Origin of the sequence: Pedobacter ginsenosidimutans (assembly GCF_001442625.1) — a bacterium.
GTDB lineage: Bacteria > Bacteroidota > Bacteroidia > Sphingobacteriales > Sphingobacteriaceae > Pedobacter > Pedobacter ginsenosidimutans.
Window position 1 is genome coordinate 1 of the sequence record NZ_LMZQ01000081.1, and the last position, 2,501, is coordinate 2,501.

The 2,501-nt window shown below is 44.1% G+C and carries 2 protein-coding genes; both read left to right on the forward strand.

All coding sequences use genetic code 11. The features are described 5' to 3' along the window. On the forward strand, nucleotides 1–1,297 hold a 1,297-nt coding region (locus ASU31_RS27000), incomplete at its 5' end, for a RagB/SusD family nutrient uptake outer membrane protein (RefSeq protein WP_057935335.1). A gap of 25 nt (nucleotides 1,298–1,322) precedes the next feature. Continuing rightward, nucleotides 1,323–2,501: sulfatase-like hydrolase/transferase (locus ASU31_RS27005; RefSeq protein WP_057935336.1), on the forward strand; the 1,179-nt coding region annotated here is incomplete at its 3' end.

Sequence of the window (2,501 nt, forward strand, 5' to 3'; positions counted from 1 at the left end):
CTACAACAGTTTAATGCAGATTGGGGTAGAAATGGCTACCGACGATTATGAAGCAGGGCCAAGGGCCAGAAATGCACACGTTAGGGCCATATCTGGCCTAACCCACGATTCATCCAACGATAGGATGGAGCAGTTGTGGAAACAAAGTTACGATGCCATTAACGCTTCAAATATTGCCATCGATAAAATTGCACTAATTGATGAATCGAAAATTAGCTCATCTGTTAGAAAACGTTTAATTAATGAATCGAAATTTTTAAGGGCTTTACATTACTTTAACCTGGTGCGTTGGTTTGGCGATATACCCATTGTATTGCACGAAAATACCTCGTTAGCGCCCGAAGATTTATATGTACCCAACGCACCCGAGGCTGCGGTATATGCACAGATTATCCAGGATTTAAAAGATGCAGAATCGCTACCTGCACCGGCAGAATATAGCAGTAAAGATTTAGGAAGGGCAACTTCAGGCGCAGCCAAAAGTCTGTTGGCAAAAGTATACCTTACCCATAAAGAGTGGGCTAATGCCGCACAAAAAAGTAAAGAGGTAATCGACAGTAAATACTATTCACTGTTTGCAAATTTTGCCGATGTGTTTAATGTAGCCACTAAAAATGGTAAAGAGCATATCTTCTCGGCACAGTTTGTAGGTAACGCTGGCTTTCAGGGCAATAGTTTAGCCAGCCGTTCGGCCCCGGCAGATGTACCTGGTATTAATGGCGATTATGCCGATGCCTTGCATACCGCTGGCGGTTTGTATACCAGTTTTGCCGATAACGATACCCGAAAGGCCATCACCTTTGTTACGCAGATGGTAAGCCCTACAAATGGCCAGTTATATACTTTTTCACCGCAGTTTAATAAATATTACGATCCTGCTGTGGTGGGCAATCAATCGCAGTCTTCTAAAAATTTACCCATTATCCGTTACGCAGAAGTGCTTTTAATTTATGCCGAAGCCTTAAATGAAGTAAATAATGGGCCAAATTCAGCAGCCTATGCCGCAATAGATGAAGTACGCCAGCGTGCAGGTATTGCCAAACTAGCCGATATTTCTCCGGCATTAACTGTAGATCAGTTTAGGGATGCTGTTTTTCAGGAGCGCAGGAAGGAATTGGTTTTCGAATATCAGCGCTGGTTCGATCTGGCCAGAAGAGGAGCCGATTATTATGTAGCCACACTTAAAGCAGCCGGAAAAACTTTAGCGGCCAAGCGCCACATTCATTTCCCGATTCCGCAACGCGAGCTTAACCTCAACCCTAAATTAAAACAAAACCCAGATTGGGTAAACTATTAACCGTTTTACACTAAAATTTAATCGCATGAATTTTAAACAAAAACATTCCACTTTGCCCATAGCAAAAGCATGTCTGCTGGCCTTTGGCTTATTGGTGGTGCAGGGGGCATATGCCCAGAAAAAGCAAAAACCAAATATTGTTCTGGTACTGGTTGATGATCTTGGCTTTTCAGATATTGGCCCTTTTGGTGCAACAGAGATAGAAACACCCAATTTGGATAAACTGGCTGCTGGTGGCCTAAAGCTGAAAGAATTTTACAACAATTCAATCTGTGCACCTACCCGGGCATCCTTGCTTACGGGGCAGTACCAGCACAAGGCGGGTGTTGGCTTTTTTAACAATAACCTTGGGCTGGCAGCCTATCAGGGTTTTTTAAACCGCGAATCGTTAACCCTTGCCGAGGTACTTAAATCGGGTGGTTACACTACGCTCATGGCAGGTAAATGGCACGTGGGCGACGATCGGAACCAATGGCCAAATCAACGCGGTTTCGATCATTTCTTTGGCTTTATTGGTGGCGCCAGCAACTATTATGAAATCGGAGAAAAAGGAACTGAAACAGTGCCATTGGTTAAAGATAATGAACCGTATTTTCTGGAACCAGGGAAATATTTAACTGAAGAAATTACCAATAATGCATTAGGTTTCTTAGATGACCAGCAAAAAGCTAAAAAGCCTTTCTTTTTATACCTGGCTTATAATGCACCGCATTGGCCACTTCAGGCACTCCCGGCCGATATTGCCAAATATAAGGGCAAATATAAATTAGGCTGGGATTCGCTTCGCGTACAACGCTACCGCAATGCCATTAAAAAAGGACTTATTGGTAGTGATCAGAAAATTGCCGCACACGATGACCAGGTAAAACCCTGGAACAAATTAACTTATGATGAACAGGAATATTGGCAAACCCGCCAGGAAGTTTATGCTGCCATGATCGATCATGTAGATCAGGGTGTTGGCCGTTTGCTGGCTAAACTAAAAGAACTGAAGCAGGACGAAAATACCCTCATCATTTTTATTTCTGATAATGGTGCTCAGGGCGGCAATGGTACCAGGCCTTATACGCAACGCACCACTGGCCCCGTTGGCACCGCCGGATCTTACGAAACGCAGAACAGCAATTGGTCGCAAACGGGTAACTCGCCACTCCGCAATTATAAAGGCGCGCCGTATGAGGGTGGCATTAGTGCACCCTTTATC